We start from the raw sequence: 20464 nt of genomic DNA, 5'->3' as shown, positions 1-20464 counted from the left end.
GCGCCGCGTGGTCGACATTGATAAAAACCGCGCTCTAGTTCGGCGAGCTCTCACGGTGCGCAAGGTGGGGCGAGTAATGGCGCGGGTCGCGCGGAGCGGGGCGCTCCGAGGGATCGCGGCTGACGAAAGGCTTCAGCTCAGTGATGTCGATGAAGTCGTCGGCTTGGCGGCGCAACTCATCCGCAACCATCGGTGGTTGGCTGGCAATCGTCGAGACCACCGTGACCCGGACGCCGCGACGTTGCACCGCTTCCGCCAATGGCCGAAAATCGCCGTCGCCAGAAAACAGCACCAGATGGTCGATGTGCTCCGCCAACTCCATTGCGTGGACGGCCAGTTCGACGTCCATGTTGCCCTTCACCTTCCGGCGCCCGGTTGCATCGATGAATTCCTTGGTCGTCTTGGTAACGACCGTGTAGCCGTTGTAGTCCAGCCAATCGATCAGGGGCCGTATCGACGAATATTCCTGATCCTCGATGATCGCCGTGTAGTAGTATGCCCGGACCATCGTCCCCCAACCCTGGAATTCCCTGAGCAGGCGCTTGTAATCAATGTCGAAGCCAAGTGCCTTCACTGTCGCGTAGAGATTGGCACCATCTATAAACAGCGCGAGCTTGTCGGACCGAAATGACATTGGCATCAATTCCTGGGGACGAGAACCGCAAGGGCCGAGATGGGCTCCCGCTCGGAGGTTGACCCAAGTCGCTCGACACGTGCGTCTCGGTGGTGCACCTTCTGACGCACTCCTCGCTTGGCGGAATTCCTTACGGCCTCGATGAGGCGCGCATTGTGAAGTGCGTGTTTGAATCCCGGAGTTCTGTAGGTCCCTTCACGCAAATCGCGGACAAGCTGGGCGTAGACCTCTCCTACATTGATTGCCGTCTCCACGGTCCCGCCCGAGACCGCGGCCGCGTCCGGTTCAACGAATAGCACATTTGACGTCAGCTTGAGATCCCCGGCCTGGAAACCGTAGGGATGATTACTGGTCAGGCTGAGCCATCCAATCGATCCCCTGACCTCGAAGCTGAAGCGAATATTCTCTGGGCTCACTCCAGCGTCGACGTCGGCCGTGAATGGGGTGCCGGAACGTGTCGTTCCCAGGACGCCGACGTAATCGGCGGTGTCCCGCAGGCTCTCCGCGCCGGTCTCCGTCAACCTGACGGTAGCCCACCGAATCTCAGTCCTTGCGTCGACCTCGACAATCGGCCCGAGGATCGCTTCCACCAAATCGAGCGTATGCCCTGCGGTGATGGTGAGCAGGTTGGCGCCGGATGATGACTTATTGAAAATATCCTGCGCAACCGGGATTTCCGGCCCGAAACCGAAAGTTGGGGATGCAACTCTGGCGCTGAGCGGACGCCCGATCTTTCCAGAGGAAACCAACTCGGCCGCGCGTCGCACGGCTGGATTGTGCCGGCCCTGCAACCCGATCGCTGTGTGGTGCGAACGTACCGCGCGCGCCATCTCTTGTGTCTCGGCGACGCTGCGTCCCAGAGGCGCCTCGCAGTAGACCGCTTTGCCCGCTTCCAGCGCCGTCAGAACGAGTTCGCGGTGTGCCGGCACCCTGACAGCAATCGTTACGACATCAATCCGGTCATCGCGGATCATCGCGAACGGATCTGAAAACCAGCGATCAGCACCGAAGGCTTGAGCCGCCTCTCGTGCACTCTGCTCGTTGCGCGTTGCCACAGCCGCGAGTCTCACGCCCGGAAGGCCCTTGATCGCCGGAACGTGCGACACCTTCGCCCAGCTTGCTTTGGTGTCCGCACCGACGATTCCGACACGAATCTCTTCTTGGGTCACAGTTCAACCTCGCCATGTCGCATGTGATCGGCACGAAAACTCTAAATCCAGTCAATTCAGCCCGATCGCCCGCAACGATGTTAATCCTCAGCGAGAGGCATGTGCGATGAAATATGTTCAACAGAGTGCTGAGATCGATGCAGTAATCTCAAGGCATTTCGCCGGAAGCCAAGGCGCATAATTTTCACTGCAAGCTCGACACGCCAGCTTCGCGCCACGATCGGCCGCGGCCGCCGAACGCAGCATCATGATGATGTCACCCCGACGCGAAACAAGATGCATGGCCCGCCTCCGCTGGCCATTCGCGCTGCCTTTCTCCCCTGAACCTCAACCGCAGGTCACCGCATCGACAGCACTTGCGAATTCGACCAGCATGCCGTCGCCCGTCGTCTTGACGATGCGGCCGTTGTGAGCAGCAATGGCAGGATCGACCACTTCGCGGCAGTGTTTTTCATGGCGGCGAGAGTGCCGACCTCGTCAGCGCCCATCAGGCGACTCTAGCCGGCAACATCAACCGCCAGCACCGCCGGCAATCGCCGCGGCATACGGCCGCCGCTCACGAGACCCGCTCTGCCATCACCTCAACGACTTGACGCTACAGTTCGATGCCACCGCGCTTCAATTCGGCTTCAATCGCGTCAAAGACGATCTCGGCCGGCATCACTGCAAGGCTAGTCCAGAGGATGGCCACAGCGCGCGCGGCGATTAGGTATTCGGTCATCCAAACGCTCCTCCCATGCGAGAATGTTGGTTAGATCCGTGGTGTACGCGCGCGCGTGATAGCCACGTAAGCGGTCGATCTCGCGTCCGCAGCGGAGGAGCGGCGATGGTGTCGCGACAAAGTCTGCGGCGGTCGAGCGTGGCCATCGATCCTGGAATCGCGTTCGTTCGCAGACGCATTGGCCGAGTCGGAGAAGATGGGGCGGCCCGCACTCAACAGGTCGGCACCGGTTGATAGACCGCATACGCACCTTGGTTCAGATATTGCCTCCTCAGCAAACACGGGTTGTCCGCCGCCAAACACAGCAAGCAAGGTCGTCGCAACGATTGCAGGTTTGGACATGTAACTTGCTCCTCTTGATGCTATATGGAGTAGCTGACCTGCTTTGGACGATCTTGTTCATTCCTGATCCATTTGGACGGTTACTGCGCAGTTCCGTGCGCAAAGCCAGACTCTGTTCGTCTTCCAAGTCCTGCCAGCAAGAAGAACCACAGGCGCGCTTTCGACGAAGATAAAGTAGCGGGCTAAGGGCTCCGCCTATCGCTCCTGCAAATTGAGCAATGTCGGCTCGTCCACGACCGCGGTACAGCTCCGCAAGTGCGGCGCGACGCCGATGGGATCGGCGGCGAACTCTCGAGGAAAACCGCTTTCCACCCTAAACAGCCTTGCCATCCTGTTTGCCGATTACGCAGCGCCATGCCGCCAGACGCTCGACCGGATGCTGCTTCATCCACTCGGCGAGCTGCGGCGCGCCCATAAGGCAGGATTGCATTGAGACCTCAGCGAAGTCCGAGGTGGTGACGGTCTGCTCGTGGCAATTTGCCGGAGAGGAGAGACTGCAGAGCACGGCGATGATCTTGATCACGACGGGAGAACCCCGTCGCTACGACGGGCATTGGCGCCGCTAACCGCATGACCTACCGGTGCCTTTTTCTTCTCGCTGACTGGATCAGCCGGCGAGAAGATGCGGTCGTATATCGCGCGGGCCTCTCGAATTAGCCGGGCTCGCTCGCGCTCAGACATTGGGACAAATCGAATAATTTCGCCCATATTCACTCCAAACATTGGTTAGAGAAGGAGTCCGCAGTTAGAGAACGAGCCAACCATACGATGATGAAAGTCATCTAATGTGGATTTAGGATGTCAGCCCCAACTTTAAAGCTCTGCTGGCGGTAACGAAGGCATAAAACGTTCGTGACTGGGCCGCGCGCCAGTATCCCAACGTTCACCACACATCTCCTCCGCAGGCTGGACCGTGATGCTGTCCATCAGGTCATGTACGCCACTCGCCTTCGGCGTTGCTTTGGCCGCATCAACATGCGGGCCTTTCTCAGCTAGCCGCTGGTAGTCGTCGGCATGGGCCTTAAGATGACCCGCAATCGCTCGGTCGCTCATGGTTTGGGCAGGGCGAAGCAAAGTCTCTGCCGTTTTTAAATATCCGCTGGCTCGTTGTGAGATCCGCTGAAAGGTCATAGAGCCTTCGCGCGGTTCTCTGTCACTTGGTCTAAGGCGATTTGGAGCCAACGCAGCCAGTTCCGGTCACTTGCCCGGCGAACTCCGAAGCGATCGACGCACTTCTTGGAACAAAGGGGAGTTCGGCACGAGTAGTACCGGACGAGACCAAACCTGCCCTCACAAACCGCGCATCGCGCGGCTCTGCCACATCTAAGACTTTCGGAGCAGTTCAGCATTGCAGTCTCCTCTTGGTACTATCGTCGTTGCTGGTCGATCATCCTTCTTTCACCGTCGCACCTCATGATCCTGTGCGCCTTTCCAACTTATCCAGCCTAAGACGATCGCGGTCACCGGCTCAATAGACCAAAGTGGTCACGGAACAATACGAACGTTTTATGGCGCTCTATAAAGCCGGCCACTTCCCGATACGAGACTTTGATTAGCTCGCCGGTGTGGGCGATCACTCCTGTAGTGATCTCAGGGTATCGTGAACACCCCTACTAATCTTGGTCATTCGTGATCTGTTTAGAGGGAAACCGCGGTTTTGCTCTCAGCCTTCCAGAGCGGCAAATCGCTGCGTCCTTGCGTGTCCGTAAGATCGCAGCAAGCCAGGCGGCGACGCATAGGATGAGGCCTACAGAAGTGCACTGACCTTCAATTTGCCTCCGGGAAATGCCAGCCTATCCATGAGTCCCGACGCGCGACACGCTTACGCGATGCAGCTTTTGATAATACGGGCCCATCCGCCCACTCAGACCGACAACACTCCTCGCCCGTGCTCAATGTTGGTTGCTCGTTGCGCTTACGAGCTCTGGCCACATGAACCGACGGAAATACCCTTGGCTTACGCTTGGCTAGCGCGGGCCGGCGATGAGTATCGATCGGCCGTACATCAGGATTTAGCTTGGCCAGGGAGTCCACGCGCGTTTGATCCGTTGTCTCATCGGGCAGGCTCGCGACCAACTGCTCGGTCGGCGCCACCTCGATGCATGGTGTTGGGATCGTCAGCTGACTGGTATCCAGGACAACCTTTTCCGGCCATTTGCGCTCGGATCGGATCCGGATCGTCGCCCTGTCAATGACCTCCGGCCGATCAGGAAAACTCTCCGGGTGCTCCGGCAAAGACCGGCCGGCTATCAGCAGAAGAAGAGCAAGCGCGCTTCCGACAACTACAAAATATTTGGCAATGGGCACAGCCGATGGTTCCCGTGACTTCAACAATCCCGGTCAGCCCATGGCAGCGTTGCTTGACCACACTCATGTTGCGCGGAAAATCGATAGGGCGTGCCACACCGCCGCACCGCATCCACTGTGGAGGATGACGGCTCGACTAGACGAAATTCTCCTTCACCATTTCCCAGACGTCCCCTCCACGACCGTGCAGAATGGCACGAGTCGAATAAAGCGCCATCCCGATGGCCGGCTCTACCTGCATGAATGGCGGCATGACGAGCTGCATCGGGTTGACGTGCACGTGCAGAAGTGCTGGCCCTGGTTGCGCCAACCAGTCCTTAACAGCAGCTTCGAGCTGGTCCGCGTCCGAAACCGTCTGGCCCCAGAGACCTAACGCGCGCGCGACCCCTGCAAAGTTCGGATTCTTCAACTTCGTAAAGGTATCGAGCATCCCCTCAGCCTTTTGCTCGATCTCCACAAAGCCAAGCTTGCCGTTGTCATACACGGCAATCTTGATCGGCAACTCCTGCTGCACGACAGTCATCAGGTCTCCGAACAGCATCGAAATTCCACCGTCCCCTGCCATGCACACGACTTGGCGACCGGGTTCTGCCTTTTGAAGTCCAATGGCTGACGGCATGCCGTTGGCCATCGTTCCGTGAAGCAGACTAGCGAAAATGCGGCGCTGACCGTTCGCCTCGATATGGCGATAGGCCCAGGCCGCCGGGGTACCGTCATCGGCCGTGAACAGCGCATCTGTTGCTGCGTTGCGGCTGATCACCTGTGTCAGATAGGTTCCGGGAATGCTGCCATCGTGGCCGACAGCGACTTTGGCCCGTTCCGACTCCCGATACTTCGCGTAGCGTTTAACGTATGCGCTTCGGAACGAGGCGTCGGTGCGCTCAACCAGCATCGGTAGCAACGACGCCATCGTCGCCTTCACATCGCCGACAACGCCCTTCGTGATCGGATGACGTCGTCCCAGATGGGTCGGGTCAATATCGACCTGCACGATCTTTGCTTTGTCGGGATAAAATTGTCGCCAGGCGAAGTCGGCGCCCAGCATCAACAACGCATCGCAGTCCAGCAAGGCGTGGTAGCCGGCCTCGTTGCCGAGCATCCCGGTCATTCCGATGTTGTAAGGATTGTCGAACTCGAGGAAGTCCTTTGCGCGCGACGTATGCGCGATCGGCGCCTTCAGCTTGTTGGCAACCGCGAGAATCTCCTGATGCGCCCCCTGGCAGCCCGATCCGCCGTACAGCACAACATTTTCGCTTTTGTTGAGAATATCTGCGATCTCGGCGAGATCGGCGTCGTTCGGCCGCGTGACGGGCCTGGCGACATGCACCGAGTAAGGGATGCTATCATCCACGACTGAGGCGGAGATATCCGCCGGCACGATCAGAACGGCAACGCCGCGTTTCGCCAGGGCCGTTTGGCAGGCGATCACGGTCTTCCGGCGCGCCTGCTCCGGCGTATGGATCATGTCGCAGAAGACGCTGCAGTCCCTGTAGACCTGCTTGAAGTCAACCTCCTGGATGAAATCGAAGCCCAGTTCGTCGCGAATGATTTGACTTGCGATCAGGATGACGGGCGCACGATTCCGATTGGCCTCGAATATGCCGTTGATGAAATGCAGACTACCGGGGCCGCAGCTCCCGGCAACTGCCGTCAGGCGATCCGCTACCTGCGCCTCCGCCTGCGCGGCAAATGCTCCCGCTTCTTCGTGTCTCACCGACACCCACTCGATTTCGCTTTTTTCGAGTGAGCGGGCGATCAGATTAAGCGTGTCGCCTACGATGCCGTAACAATGCTTGACGCCTGCATTCTGCAAGGTTTCAACAATGATGTCCGCGACCAGCTTGCCCATTGCATTCGATCTCTGCTGTGACCATTCCTGCCACAACATGCATCCAACTGCAGGCTTGGGCTTGTATCGGAATGCGAGGACTTGAACCTGGCTGCGCAGACAGGGCACGGTACTCGAAGGTGTCCGCTTTAGCCGACGGCGGCCTCGGCGCCGGATTGGAGCTGGTTGAGGATTTGCAGGGCGCCCTTGCGAGTCGGGGATACAATTCCGGCTGGAGTTCGATCAAGAGCCGCGCTGAGATGTTTGTAGGCTTCTGGCAAGCGATCCTGTCGCAGCAACAGCCCGGCAAGGTCCGTCGCAGCCTTCAATTCAAACAGGGTGGCGGACTGGCTTTTCGCCCAGTCGATCGCCGACAGCAGACTTCCTTCTGCTTCGAAACAATCCTCGTCCGACCGAGACGCCAAGATGAGCCCTTTCATCCTGAACAAGGCAGGCATATGCAGAAATTTGCCAACGCGCTGCTGTTGCTCGATTGCATTCACGGTTAGGGTCAGCGCCTGCTCGTGTTCACCAAGGTCCACAAGAGCCGCGGCCAGGTCGCAGGTAAAATCCATATTCAGCATCTCGTGACGCTGGGCGCGAAGCTCCTCCAGCGCTCTCTTCAGCAATTCGATTCCATCGATGCGATTGTTTTGAAGGAGCAACCATTGACCCCTCAGGCCAGTCGCTATCGCGCGATACGGTATCAGGGAGTGCGCGGCGGAGAGATTACTCAGTTCACTGATGTACTCATCCGATTGCCTCAAGTCCGCCATGGTCAGAAAGACAGGAAGGACCAAGGCCAGGGATCGGCAAAACGTGGCGGGGTGGCCCGACTTTTTGCCTTCCTCTCTGGCGCGCTTTGCATAATCTAGGGATTGATCGAGCAAGCCTCTGTACAGGAGAGAACGTGCCATGCCGACGAGCAAGAAGCTCGTATAATGAAAAAGATACTGTTCGGTTCGAACGCCCCGACCGGACACCAAGTATCGGAGGCCCGATTCGCAATGTAGTTGTGCGGCGAGGTGATTTCCCAGCAGATGATCGGAGGCGGCCAACATTGCTTCCGCTAGCGCCGCGTCGTCGGGATTCCCCGTCTTCAACGCTAATTTCTTGCTCTGGACGGCGATGTCGGTCGCACCCCGAATGTCCATGGTCCAATGCGAATACGTGAAGAGTCCGCTTAAAATCCTCAGCTCGTAGGCGAGGTCTCCCTGATCGATCGCAATCTCCAGCGCGCTCGCAAAAGCCGCTCGGACGCGTTGATCGTTACCTTCAGTATGCATCAAGGCCAACGGTAACGATGCATAGATTTCCATTGCCCAGCGAGAGCTTTGATTTCGAGTTCCAAGGCGTTCTATCGCGCGTTCTGCCCATGCCTGGCATTCGATGAGTAGTGATAGCTCCAGAAACACCTGTGCTGAAGCGGCGGCCAGTCGCGTCGCTATTTCGTCGTCACCGTGTGAACCAAAGCTCCATTCGAGCGCCGCACGGATGTTGCTCAATTGGTCGGAATAGGCTGCGGTCCTCCTCGCTCTCGGCAAGGCCAGCATCATCTCCCTCTGCGATTCGAGAAATTCCGCAACGTATTTCGCGTGTCGGCCGGAGATCACATCGAGCTCGTCATGCTCCTCCAATTTTTCGAGTGCGTATGCCCGCGTCGTGTCAAGCAGTCGGTACCGTTGCTGACCGTCGTCAAGCCGAGTTACGATCAACGACTTTTCGACCAGGCCGGCGATGGCGTCGAAAATCTCTGCGTCGACGGAGCTCTGCTCGCCGGCGACATATCTAGCGCCCTCAAGGGTGAAATGGCCAACGAAAGGAGCGATGCGTCGAAAGACAATCCTCTCTCCGTCAGACAGCAGATCGTAGCTCCAATCCAATGTTGCCTTGAGGGTCCGATGCCTGGGAACTGCCGTCCGATGGCTTAGTTTCAGCAATTCCGGCCGAGACACCAGGCGGGAAACCGTGTTCTTGAGGCCGAGTGCGGCCACCTGACCCGCTGCCCACTCAATTGCCAGGGGTATGCCATCCAGCTTTCGGCAGATTTCCGAGACAAACGGCGCCTCCGCGTCGGTGAGAACGAAGTTTCCCGCTCTCGCCGCCACGCGCCGTACAAACAATTGCACAGCCGGATATCGAAGCACGGCATTTGCCGTTTGCTCTGAGCCGTCTGGTGGAAAATCAAGGGGAAGAACCCGGCAACAATGCTCGCCCTCTACTTTCAGCAATTCGCGGCTCGTGGCCAGAAGATGGACTTGCTCCGTTTCCCGGGAGAGTTGCTCGGCAATCAGGGCGACCGTCTCGATCACGTGCTCACAGCTATCGAGAATGATAAGAAGCTTTCGCGAACGAACGAGGTCGACCAGCTCCAGACCGGGATCTTTCGATTTGAGTGCGAGTCCCAGGGATGTCGCGACAGCCCCCGCAACAAGGCGCGGATCGGTCAGGCTTTCCAGGTCGACAAAATGGACTTGTCCGCCAAACTCCTCGGCAGCGGCGCGGGCAACAGCCAAGGCAACGGTCGTCTTGCCAATGCCGCCGGGGCCGAGCAGTGTCACGAACCGTTCATCGCGAAGCTTGTCGCTAACCTCACTGACGACCGTTTCGCGCCCAATCATCATGAGCGGTCGCACGGGGAGCCTGCCTTGGTGCCAGAACTTGGCGTTCCTGCTCTCCGTATTGCCTGTGAGAGGGACAACGGTGCCGACGAACGAGTAGCCCCGTCCCTTGATGTTTGCGATGTATCGGTTGCCGAATTGGCCGTCACCAAGCGCCTTGCGGATTGCGGCCACGTGGACCCGGAGGCTCCCCTCCTCGACCGTTACGTCCGACCAGACGTAATCGATCAGTTCCTGCTTTGCGATCACCTCACCCGAACGCTCGGCAAGGTAGATCAGCAGGTCCAGGGCCCTGCTGCCAAGGGGCAGCGCCTCGCCCTCGCGCCGCAGCACCCTCTCGCCCATCGAAAGTTCGAAAGGACCGAACCTCAGCTTCCTATGAACCGCGGCGTCAGACATGTGTCATCCAAAGCGACGGATTTCGCGCGCCCTGTATGCCGTCGGCCGGCAACTGCCACAATTGTACGAGCGTAAAGTTGGCCGCAACGAAGCTCGTAACAAACTGAACCTTGGTATAGCGCTTAATCACCTCAACGCGGAGGATTGAGCCGAACCCCGCGCCGCTGCGACCACAATGAGGGGCACGAGCAGCATGCGCCGGCACGGCCGTCCTGCGTTGCGCGTCCAGCCGCTGGAGCTGATTGCACTCGGCAGATAACGGACTGGTCATATGTTCGCGCCCTCTGCGATGCGCCGATGTTATTGAGTCGCATCGCCGATGGCCGACGGAGGCGACCTGTCGCGTGCTTAGTGGTCATTGATGCAACGTAAGCAAACTAAGGCGCGCCTCTATTTCCCTTTGCGCGATCTAGAGCGGTATGAATACAATTCAGGAGGTCGCTCTCATCGAACGGCTTGGGCAGATAACAGCTGACCCCAGCTTTAAGTGCGCGGGCACGAATATCATCGCTTGGATAGGCAGTTATCAGTACGGTGGGAATCTCTTTGCCCAATCGAGACAAATTGTTGTGCAGATCAAGGCCACTCATCTTGGGCATGTCGAAGTCGACAACCAGGCAGCCGGTGCGGCTCAGTTCGGGTGAGCGCAAGAACTCCTCCCCCGACGAAAATGCTTGGGCGACCAACCCTATCGAACGCATTAAAACTTCGATTGCGTTTCCAACCGCTTCGTCATCATCGACTATGGCCACTATTGGTCCGCTATTTGGCACTTGGCAAGACCTGTAACCGCGAGCAGCTTTTACGGAGGAACGTATATAGTCCGCGAGACACTTTCTTATCCAGCCTAGGCGCAACCGCTACGTGCTTCGATTATACAAATGTATAGGAACTCAACGATTCGCTTCGGTGGTCGGAAATCCTGTGGTCGATGGAGCAAGCTGCGTCACAGGCATCGACCTTCATATCACCCTAGCCCCTGTTACCTCACAAGAGCCCCTCCAGCTTGGACTGCGCTGCAGGGGCAAGGGAGGCCGCAGGGAGTGATCGGCCTCGAGGGAGGAGAACTTCACCATAATGGCACGCATTGGCGCTCACTATTGATCTAGCGGAAAGATCGAGTACCAAATAGGAATGTGCGCACTATACGAAGGTTGTGCGCTGCCAGCTTAGTCGGTTCGACTTTGGGCAGCTGGCTGCCTGACGCAGAACCTGGCCGATTTCAACCGGCTAGTTCGCCCATGGCTGCGATCCGTCGGAGCCGAATTGGGCTGGTGGTTCCCTCTATCGCCCATGCGGTAATCTCACTATGCTCCATAGCGGACTGGCAAAGCTAATGCGCATGTCAACGAGGAACATGTGGTAGAGCAACCGCCAATAGTGATAGTCGTCGACGATGATCCGGGGGTGCGGGACTCCCTGGGCAAGCTGCTTCGATCGGCGGGCTTTCGGGTCAGCTTACTTGGTTCGGTGAGCGAATTTTTCAAGGCGGACCGGCCAGAAGGACCCGCTTGCCTGGTGCTTGACGTGCGGCTTCCCGGCCAGAGCGGACTCGAACTGCAGCGCGAACTGGCAGGTGCCAAAAGCCAGCTGCCAATTATCTTCATTACCGCACATGGTGACATTCCAATGTCGGTGCAGGCGATGAAGGGTGGCGCGATCGAATTCCTACCAAAGCCATTCCGAGAGCAGGATTTGCTTGAAGCGATTCAGCTCGGTCATGCCCGTGATCGAGCGCGGCTTGAGCAGGAACGAGCTATGGCAGAGCTGAAAGTTCGTTTCGAAACGTTGACGCCGCGGGAGCGCGAGGTCATGGCGCTCGTGGTGACCGGGCGGTTGAACAAGCAGATCGCAGCCGATCTCGGCGTAAGCGAAATCACGGTAAAAGTTCATCGTGGCCAAGTAATGCGCAAGATGCGGGCATCGTCTTTGCCTGACTTGGCGCGCATGGCCGACCAATTGCAACTGACGCCGACAAAACCGCATAACCCGGGTCGCGTTGCCTAGCGCAGACGCGCATCTCCCGTAATGGTCCCATTGCGCCTCGCCACCGATGATCAGGGTGCCTGCTAGACTCGACGTCTGTCACGTAAGCGGCATTCCACTACGATGCGGCGGCCGGATGAGCAGGCGCAACAAAGCCAAAGATAGCGCCACGTGGCACGTTAGGTCTCGCCCACAATCGTCCGTTATGCGCTTCGATAATCGACCGGCAGATCGACAGTCCAAGCCCCAGACCGCTCGGTTTCGTGCTGTAGAAAGCCTCGAATACGCGGTCAATTTCCGCCGGCGCGAAGCCTGGACCTGAATCTCGCACCTCGACTGACACGCCATCCGGTTCGTTACGGGTGCTGATGAGCAATTCTCGCTCCTCTTCGCCGACGTCGCGCATCGCTTCGATGGCATTGATGATCAAGTTAAGTACTACCTGTTGCAGCTGGACCCGATCTCCCTGGACGCGCGGCAAGCCCTCCGCTAACTGCGTCCGCACCGAGACGCTACTGTTTTCGGCCTCCGTACGGGTGAGAGCAATAACCTCGAGGATGGCATCGTTGATCTCTACGGCGTCTTTTCGTGCGGGCGCCTTCTGAATGAGCGCGCGGATTCGCCCGACGACCTCGCCTGCGCGGTTCCCTTCCTTGACAATAAAAGAGAGCGCGTCATCCACCTCATGAAAATTCGGCGGCTCCGCGCGTAGCCAGCGCCGAGCGGCTAACGCGTATGTGACTGCCGCGGTGATCGGCTGGTTCACTTCATGGGTGATCGAGGCCGTCAACTGGCCCGTCGTCGCGACGCGATTTGCGTGCGCCAGCTGCATCTGCACCTTGCGGAAGGCCTCTTCGGCGCGCTTACGCTCGATGAACTGACCGATCTGGCTGCCGATGGTAGCCAGCATGTTAAGCAGCTCCTGATCGGGCTGCCTGATCTCGCGACTGAAAAACTCGATCACGCCCAAGACTTCGCCCCCGAGCAGGATGGGAAAGCCGAAGGCCGCGTGTAGTCCTTCGCGTTCGGCGATGGGTCCGCGCGGAAAGTTCTCATCAGAAACGACATCGCGAACGTATTCAGGCTCAAGGCTGGACCATACCCGGCCCGGTAATCCCAAGCCCGGAACGAAAGTGAACTCCCGGCTGACTCTTTCAAATTCCGGGACTTCTATCGAGGCTTTATGCCAAAGCTCGACACAGCGCAGCACCTCGGCCTCCCGGTCCACGCGCCAGAGCGCACCCAAGTCCCACCCCAGACACTCGCCCATAGCCCACAATATTCTCGGAGTGGCCTCTTCGATCGTGGCCGCTTCCGCCAAAATTTGCGCGACCGTGTGCTGCACGCGGAGGCGTTCCTCTGCGCGCTTGCGATCCTCGATGTCGTAGGCGGTTCCGTACCACTTAATGATCTTGCCGTTCTCGTCGCGCGCAGCGACACGATCGATGGAGAACCAGCGATACTGTCCGTCGGCACGCCGGACGCGCTCCTCCGTATGCCATGGCTCGCCGGTGGCAAAAGCGTCATGCCACATCTTCTCACCGGTCGCGATGTCGTCAGGATGCGCCACGACGGACCATTCCGTGCCGAGCGCAGCCTCGTCGGAAAGGCCCGTGTATTGTTTCCAGGCAGCGTTGACGAAGTCGCGCCTGGCGTCTGCCGAATAGCTCGCCACCGGAATTGGGATGGTATCGATCATCTGCCGCAGCTCGCGCCGCGCCTCGGCGAGCTGAGCCTCTCTCTCGCGCAGCGCATCCTCCGCGCGCTTGCGCCCGGTCAGATCGAGCACGAATGCGACGCCCTCGTTACCGCCCTCTTCAAATGTCGCCCCACCAATCAGCACGGGTACACGGCTACCGTCTTTTCTGGTGTATTCCTTTTCAAACGGCTCGAACCGGCCGCTTCTTTTTTGCCGTTCGATCCTTGCGTTATTCCTGTCGCGCCAGTCGGACGGCGTCAGGTCCGCCCACCTTATGCGGCCCGAAACCAGGTCTTCGCGATCGTAGTTCACCATGCGAAGAAATTCATCGTTGGCCTCAAGAACGCGACCGTCGAAATCCCAGATGAAAATTCCGATAATGTTGGAATCGACCAGGCGCCGGATTTTCGTCTCGCGCTCCGCGACGTCGCGATACAAATGGGCATTCTCCAATGCGATTGCAGCCTGCGAGGCGAGCAGTTTCAAGACTGAGATCCGGGCGGGCGCGAAGACGCGAGGCATCAGGTTGTTTTCGAGGTAGAGCACGCCGATGAGTTTGGCCTGATTGAGCAGCGGCAGGCAGAGAATGGACCGGGCCTTGCGCTGACAGATGTAGGAATCCACGCCAAACGGGGACTGGGCCGCGGCATCGTCCAGAACTACACTCTCGCGGGTGCGCAGGACGTAGTGCAGCACCGACTCGGGCAGCACGTGCTCGGTTACGGCCCCCTCGACCAGACGTACGGTCACCGTATCGCCGCTGGTCGTAGCTTCTGCCTCGATGCGAGGCCCTTGCCCGCACGGCATAATCAACAGCGCTCGCTCGGCACCGGCCTGCTCCATTGCGGTACGCATGAGCGTGTCGATCAGATTTTCGAGCACAATCTCACCTGAGACAGCTTGCGACACCTTGATCACCGTCGCGAGGTCGAGGTGTTCAACCGGCGCACCGATGGTGCTCATCGGGCCGGGAAGTGAGTCTTCCTGTCTGAGGTCTGGATACGTCTCGTCGAGTTGTCGCACCTTCCCGACGGCCCCCCAACGGAGATAACCGTAGCGGGCATTCCGCAGATACAGGTCCGCGATCTGCTTGAACCCACGCGCCGCGTAAAAGCGCGCGGCCCGTTCGTAGGCGAGCGCCTCATTGTGAATAAAGCCGTTCTCGCGGGCTGAACGGATGGCCCGTTCGTATAGGTGCTCGGCATTGAGCACACGGCCATCGATCCGAGCGATCTCCGCGCCTACCAGTGCGGTGCGGTTCTCGAAGTTCTCCGGGCAGTTTTCAGCCCAGACAGCGATCTGCCTGTAATGATCCGCCAGCGCCGCCAAATGCTGGGATCGCTCCTCGGCCGGAGCTTCATCGCACCGTGCCGCCCGGGCAAGGGCACCATAGAACTGGTATTCAGATTGCTCCACTTGCGTGGGCGCTGTCCACAGCAGCGGCGCGAGTTTCGTTGTGGCCGCGATCGCAGCTACGGAGTCGCCGGCGTAGACCCCGGCTTGTAGCTTGCGCACCCAATAGTAACAGGCGCAAATGGCCAGCTGGCGATTGCTCTCAAGACGTTGCACGAAGCGGCTCTCCTCGAACGCTTCGTCATTGAAGGAGCCAAAGTCCGGTGTCAGTCCACGCAGCATCCGGATCAGCCTGAGCTGTCCGGTGAGGCAGTCGCTGGCAAGACCAAACCGCACCTTCTGCGCAAATTGGAGCCCATTTTCGGCCTCTCGTTCGACTACCTCAAGTGGATCGCCGTAGGCGAAGAGATTCGTGGTCAAGTCAATGCAGCTATAGGCGGCATAAGAAAGGTCACCGGCTTCCTGCGCGGCCTCAAAGGCGCGCCGCAGGAAGGCGCGGCTGGTGGCCAGGGACTGTGTCCAGTGCGCGACATGGACTGCGAAGACCAGGTAGACGCGGGCTCTGAACCGATCAAGGCCACGCTTCTCGACTAGATCCAGGCCAAGCCTGCCGAAGCGGAACCCTGCCTGGTAATCGCCGAAGTGCGTCCCAAGGACGCCGCCCAGCCAAGTATATGCAAGGGACGATCCGTCGGTGTTGCCATGCTCCAGGCTGAGGGTCGCCATCCGGCCGACAACGAGGCGGAAAAGATTTAAATCCGTGAACAGGGCGGGTGACGTCAGCACCGTGAGCACGTCCATGGTTGCGCGCCGGTCGGGATCGGTCATCAGCGGCAGCTCGAGCAGCCCCTCGATCGAGCCGGATCCGAGCCGCTGCCGTAGCCGACCATACTCCTGCTGGACGTCCTCGGCCGTTGCATGCTGCGGCCACCGGGCGTCAACATGGCGGAGATAGTCCAGCCCCACCTCGACAGCCCTGTCGCTCCGGTCGACGGTCGTATAAAGATTGATGCGCACGCAGGCGACCGCGGCAGCGTGAACAATGGTCAGTGCCCGCGCCGACAGCAACGAGAGCCGTTCTTCCGCTGCCGCCAATTCCCCGGTCAGATATTCGCACTCGCCCCTATTGAGCTCAAGGTCGAAGGTGAGCTGGTAGCACTGTTCCCAACCCTTTTCTCCCAGCAGCAAGCGTCCGACGACAAAATACCGCAGGGCTGCGGCGTAGGCGGTTGCCGCCTTGGCGCGCCTACCTGCCATTAAATTGAACGTGGCGACCTGCTCGCGCTCCCGCTCTGTGCTGATAAGCGCCGCGCCACGGTCGAACTGGTTCACGATTTCGAAGATGTTCTCTTCGAGGTGCTCCGGTGGAGTGCGCGCTGCAAGTAATCGGCCAATGCGAAGATGCGACATGGCCCGCTCGTCCTCGACGATGAGCGTATAGGCCGCCTCCTGGACGCGATCGTGGAGGAATGCGTAGGTGCCGCCCGAACGAAGGACGAGGCCGGCCCGAACAGCTTCCCACAGCGCTGCGTTTGTCGCTTCGTCGCTCGCCTCGTGAACCAGCGCGAGCGTCTCCGACTCGGCAGCATTCCCCAGGCAGGCCAACTGGCCGAGAACCTTCTGAGTCGTTGGCGGCAGACGGCTCAGCTTCGCCGCCATGAAATCTGCGACGTTGTCAGTATAACCCTTGGCGCGAATGCGATTGAGGTCCCAGGACCATCGCCCTTCACCATAGTCGAATGTGAGCAAACCCTCCTCGACAAGTACAGAGATCAACTGAATGGCGAAGAATGGATTGCCTGCCGTCTTCTCATGGATCAGTTCTGCCAGCGCGGTGACGCGTTCCGGTTCGCAGTGAAGAGCATCCCCAATCAGCCGTCCCAGGTCTTCACGCGCGAGAGGCGTTAAGATAATTTCGTGCACGACCGCGCCCGCCTTGCGGATCGCTTCGAGCTTGCGGATCAGAGGATGGGCGGAATTGACCTCGTTATCCCGGTAAGCCCCGATCAACATCAGATGCTGCACGTCCGGCTGGGTCAACAAATCCTCCAGCAGGTCCAGCGTTGCCGAGTCGAGCCATTGCAAATCGTCGAGGAACAGCGCCAGCGGGTGCTCCCGCCGCGCGAACACGGCGAGAAAGCGCCGGAAGACCAGCTGAAAGCGGCGTTGCGCGTCATGGAGCGGCAGCTCGGGGATCGGCGGCTGGTCGCCGACGATGAGCTTCAGTTCCGGAACCAGGTCTATGATAAGCCGCCCGTTCGGGCCTAATGCTTCCCGAAAAGCCTCGCGCCATCCAGCCAACTCCGGATCGCTCTTGCCAAGCAGTGGTCGGATCAAGCTCTGAAAGGCTTGCGCCAGGGTCGAATAGGGGATGTCACGCTTGTACTGGTCGAACTTGCCTGATGCGAAGAGCCCGCGCGGCGGCACCAGCACCTTGTGGAGTTCATTGACCACCGAGGATTTGCCGATGCCGGAATATCCGGAGACCAGCACCAGCTCCGCCGCGCCATTGTTGACTATCCGATCGAAGCAGGCGAGCAAGGTCTCTATCTCGCGCGCCCTTCCGTACAGCTTCTCGGGAAGCAGCAGCCGATCGGGCGCGTCGTGTTCGCCAAGCGCAAAGGGGGCGATGCGCCCTTTACGCTCCCGCTCGGCAAGACAGTGCCGAAGATCGCTTTCGACGCCAGCCGCAGTCTGATAGCGCTCCTCGGCGGTCTTCGCGAGCAACTTCATGATGATTTCAGAGACCGGAACGGGAATATTCTTCGACCGTTCACTGGGCCGCAGCGGCGTTCTGGCGATATGGCAGTGCACCCACTCCATAGGATCGGCCGCGGTGAACGGCAGGGAGCCCGTGAGCATCTGGTAGAACGTGACGCCGAGCGCATAGAGGTCGCTGCGGGAATCTATCGAACGATTCATCCGCCCGGTTTGTTCGGGCGCCATGTAAGCGAGTGTACCGGCGACAGTCTCCGGCGGCTCGGGCGCCTGTCGCTCGCGCGGTGCACGTGATGCGATCCCGAACCCCGTAAGACGCACCTGCCCGTCAGCGCAGTTCACCATGATATTGGCGGGCTTTATGTCCTTGTGCAGCAGGCCTCGCCGATGAAGCTTGCCGAGAGCCACAGCGATGTCGATCGCCGGGCGCAGGAAGTGGTCCGTCTCCAAGGGCGCGCCGAGCAGCCGCTCGAGCGGCTCGCCGCCGGGATCCTCGAGCACCAGCATGGTGCGGCCGCCTTCGCGAATCAACCCGAGTGGACGCACCGCCCACGCCCCGTCCAGCTCCTCCTTCAGTCCATATTCGTGAGCAAGACGATCGAGGGTGGCAGGTGTGGGATGCTCTGCAGCAGGCAGCACGGCCAGTACAGAGCCGTCAGCGTTGGCGTGGCTACCGACCCTGCAGAAGACACGTTCGCCATCTTCCAACAAGGCCTGGAAGTTGGCATTCCCATCTGCGCCAAGCAGAGTAGATGGATTCAACTGCCGCACTCCACCGTCGAGCGGCTCACCAACTCGGGCTGAGAAATGCCCTATGACAATAGTCCACCCGGTTGGTTACACCGAGCCTAAACAGCTAGTCTGCCACATATCATGCTGAATCACAATTTCCGGGTCCTCGCGCAAAGCAGCCAATTAACTCACTTTGATAGGACATCGGACCGACAATCCTCTTGGAGAGGCGAACGCAGGCGGTGTCGCCGGCGCAGACCCTGAGCCTCGTGATGCTCAGCCCCCGTTTTTCTTTGCCAGTGCAGGCTGCAGTTACCATGCTTGGTATGGGTCAAGATGTGATTTCATGAAGCTCCCTCTCTGCTTGACGATTGCGCCCTCATCCAGCTTGTCGCGCCGGAGCGCTCGTCTGTTCGAGCAGTCGCTTAGCCCGAATGAGATCAGGCGTCGCGAGGTAGCCGGCGACGTATTCCGCATGGCGGCGGAAGACCACGTCGACTTCGGCATGCTCCTCCAGTTTTTCGAGTGCATACGCCCGAGTCATGTCCAGCAACCGATACTGCGCCTGCGCTTCATCGATCCGGGTTGCTATCAATGACTTCTCGACCAGGCCGGCGATCGCGTCAAATATTTCTCCTGTGCCTGCGCCGAGTTCGCCTGCGACAGACCGCGCGTCCTCTAGGGTGAAATGGCTGACGAAAGGAGCAATGCGTCGAAGAAGAATCCTCTCTCCGTCGGACAGCAGATCGTAGCTCCAATCCAATGTCGCCCTAAGCGTCCGATGTCTGGGAACGGTGGTCCGATGGCTTAGTTTCAGCAATTCCAGCCGAGACACCAGGCGGGAAACCGTGTTCTTGAGGCCGAGGGCGGCCACCTGCCCCGCTGCCAACTCAATTGCCAGGGGCATGCCATCCAGCTTTCGGCACATTTCCGCAACAAACGGCGCCTCCTCGTCGGTGAGTACGACGCTTCCCGTCCTCGCCGCCACGCGCCGTACAAACAACTGCACAGCCGGATATCGAAGAACGGCATTTGCCGTTTGCTCAGAGCCGTCTGTTGGAAAATCAAGGGGAAGAACCCGGCAACAATGCTCGCCCTCTACTTTCAGCAATTCGCGACTCGTGGTCAGAAGATAGACCTGCTCCGTTTCCTGGTACAGTTGCTCGGCAATCAGGGCGACCGCCTCGATCACGTGCTCAGAGCTATCGAGAATGATAAGAAGCTTCTGCGAACGAACGAGGTCGACCAGCTCCAAACCGGGATCTCTCGATTTCAGTGCAAGTCCCAGGGATGTCGCGACGGCCCCCACAACATGGCGCGGATCGGTCAGGCTTCCCAGGTCCACAAAATGGACTTTCCCGCCAAACTCCTCGGCAGCGGCGTGGCCAACAGCCAAGGCAACGGTCGTCTTGCCAATGCCGCCGGGACCGACCAGTGTTACGAACCGCTCATTTCGAAGCTTGTCGCTAACCTCACTGACGACCGTTTCGCGCCCAATCATCATGAGCGGTCGCACGGGGAGGCTGCCTTGGTGCCGAAACTTGGCGTTCCTGCTTTCCGTGCCACCAGCGAGGGAGCCAACGGGGCCGACGAACGAGTAGCCCCGTCCCCTGATGTTTGCGATGTATCGGTTGCCAAATTGGCCGTCACCAAGCGCCTTGCGGATTGCGGCCACGTTGACCCGGATGCTTCCCTCCTCGACCGTTACGTCCGACCAGACGTGATCGATCAGTTCCTGCTTTGCGATCACCTCACCCGGACGCTCGGCAAGGTAGATCAGGAGGTCCAGGGCCCTGCTGCCAAGGGGCAGCGCCTCGCCCTCACGCCGAAGCACCCTCTCGCTGCTCGAAAGCTCAAAAGGACCAAACTGCAGATTTCTATGAACACTGTCAGCCATGGCTCGCAACACGAACTTGGTGCGCCTTTCGGGGTTGCTCAATCATCAGCGTAAAACC

General features: G+C 59.3%; 12 protein-coding genes. 1 reads left to right on the top strand and 11 read right to left on the bottom strand.

Annotation, left to right across the window (positions count from 1 at the left end; genetic code table 11):
* Positions 1–34: 34 nt before the first annotated feature.
* The 9 genes from NL528_RS18390 to NL528_RS18350 form a co-directional block, all read right to left on the bottom strand.
* A complete protein-coding gene (locus NL528_RS18390) occupies positions 35–634 on the bottom strand; it encodes an NYN domain-containing protein (RefSeq protein WP_309184108.1) in 600 nt (199 codons plus the stop codon).
* A gap of 5 nt (positions 635–639) precedes the next feature.
* The gene (locus tag NL528_RS18385; protein WP_309184107.1) at positions 640–1803 is read right to left on the bottom strand and encodes a Gfo/Idh/MocA family oxidoreductase; all 1164 of its coding nucleotides are present in this window, start codon (positions 1801–1803) and stop codon (positions 640–642) included.
* A gap of 595 nt (positions 1804–2398) precedes the next feature.
* A complete protein-coding gene (locus NL528_RS18380; RefSeq protein ID WP_309184106.1) occupies positions 2399–2524 on the bottom strand; it encodes a hypothetical protein in 126 nt (41 codons plus the stop codon).
* A 655-nt stretch (positions 2525–3179) separates the two neighbouring features.
* Entirely contained in the window at positions 3180–3389 is a 210-nt protein-coding gene (locus NL528_RS18375) for a hypothetical protein (protein ID WP_309184105.1), read from the bottom strand.
* Positions 3386–3574, bottom strand: a complete 189-nt coding sequence (locus tag NL528_RS18370) for a hypothetical protein (protein ID WP_309184104.1) — start codon at positions 3572–3574, stop codon at positions 3386–3388. Before NL528_RS18370 ends, NL528_RS18375 begins: the two co-directional genes overlap by 4 nt.
* Before the next feature lie 105 nt (positions 3575–3679).
* Complete coding sequence (locus NL528_RS18365; RefSeq protein WP_309184103.1) at positions 3680–3997, bottom strand: hypothetical protein; 318 nt, start codon at positions 3995–3997, stop codon at positions 3680–3682.
* Positions 3998–5309: 1312 nt separating this feature from the next.
* Entirely contained in the window at positions 5310–7022 is a 1713-nt protein-coding gene (locus NL528_RS18360; RefSeq protein ID WP_309184102.1) for a thiamine pyrophosphate-dependent enzyme, read from the bottom strand.
* Between the two features lie 128 nt (positions 7023–7150).
* The gene (locus NL528_RS18355) at positions 7151–10021 is read right to left on the bottom strand and encodes a winged helix-turn-helix domain-containing protein (protein WP_309184101.1); all 2871 of its coding nucleotides are present in this window, start codon (positions 10019–10021) and stop codon (positions 7151–7153) included.
* A 377-nt stretch (positions 10022–10398) separates the two neighbouring features.
* Positions 10399–10794, bottom strand: coding sequence for a response regulator (locus tag NL528_RS18350; RefSeq protein ID WP_309184100.1), 396 nt, complete (start codon positions 10792–10794; stop codon positions 10399–10401).
* A gap of 586 nt (positions 10795–11380) precedes the next feature.
* Between NL528_RS18350 and NL528_RS18345 the strand changes: the two genes are divergently transcribed.
* Entirely contained in the window at positions 11381–12028 is a 648-nt protein-coding gene (locus NL528_RS18345) for a response regulator transcription factor (RefSeq protein WP_309184099.1), read from the top strand.
* A 97-nt stretch (positions 12029–12125) separates the two neighbouring features.
* Here the strand turns inward: NL528_RS18345 and NL528_RS18340 are convergent, their stop codons facing one another.
* The gene (locus NL528_RS18340; RefSeq protein ID WP_309184098.1) at positions 12126–18539 is read right to left on the bottom strand and encodes an AAA family ATPase; all 6414 of its coding nucleotides are present in this window, start codon (positions 18537–18539) and stop codon (positions 12126–12128) included.
* Between the two features lie 349 nt (positions 18540–18888).
* Entirely contained in the window at positions 18889–20406 is a 1518-nt protein-coding gene (locus tag NL528_RS18335) for a winged helix-turn-helix domain-containing protein (protein ID WP_309184097.1), read from the bottom strand.
* Positions 20407–20464 lie beyond the last annotated feature (58 nt).

The organism is Bradyrhizobium sp. Ash2021 (assembly GCF_031202265.1).
GTDB lineage: Bacteria > Pseudomonadota > Alphaproteobacteria > Rhizobiales > Xanthobacteraceae > Bradyrhizobium.
The sequence above is the reverse complement of the archived record's forward strand: the minus strand, read 5'-3'. Positions and strand labels throughout refer to the sequence as shown.